The organism is Undibacterium sp. SXout7W (assembly GCF_049339385.1).
Taxonomy (GTDB): domain Bacteria; phylum Pseudomonadota; class Gammaproteobacteria; order Burkholderiales; family Burkholderiaceae_D; genus Undibacterium.
In genome coordinates this window covers 1-287 of record NZ_JBMPPF010000155.1, presented here as the reverse complement: position 1 = coordinate 287, position 287 = coordinate 1, and the positions used below count along the sequence as shown (strand labels likewise).

Below are 287 nucleotides of genomic sequence, written 5' to 3'. Positions count from 1 at the left end.
ACGCCCGTGCATCGACCAAATATGCTGCGTACGTCAGCCAAAGCGGCCTGGGCATGCCTGACCGCGACTACTACCTGGAAGCCAAGCAAGCGCCGGTGAAAGAGAAGTACCAGGCGCACGTGGAAAAAATGCTGTCCATGGCTGGCGACAAGAACGCCGCCGCCCACGCCAAGGCGGTAGTTGCCCTGGAAACCTCGCTGGCTGAAGTGCAATGGACCAAGGTCGAGAACCGCGATCCGATCAAGCGCTACAACAAGACCGAAGTTGCCAAGCTGAACGACCTGACC

The 287-nt window shown here is 59.2% G+C and carries 1 pseudogene; it reads left to right on the top strand.

The window, feature by feature from the left end:
• Positions 1 to 287, top strand: a pseudogene (locus ACO0LB_RS20900) (M13 family peptidase); the annotation flags it as partial.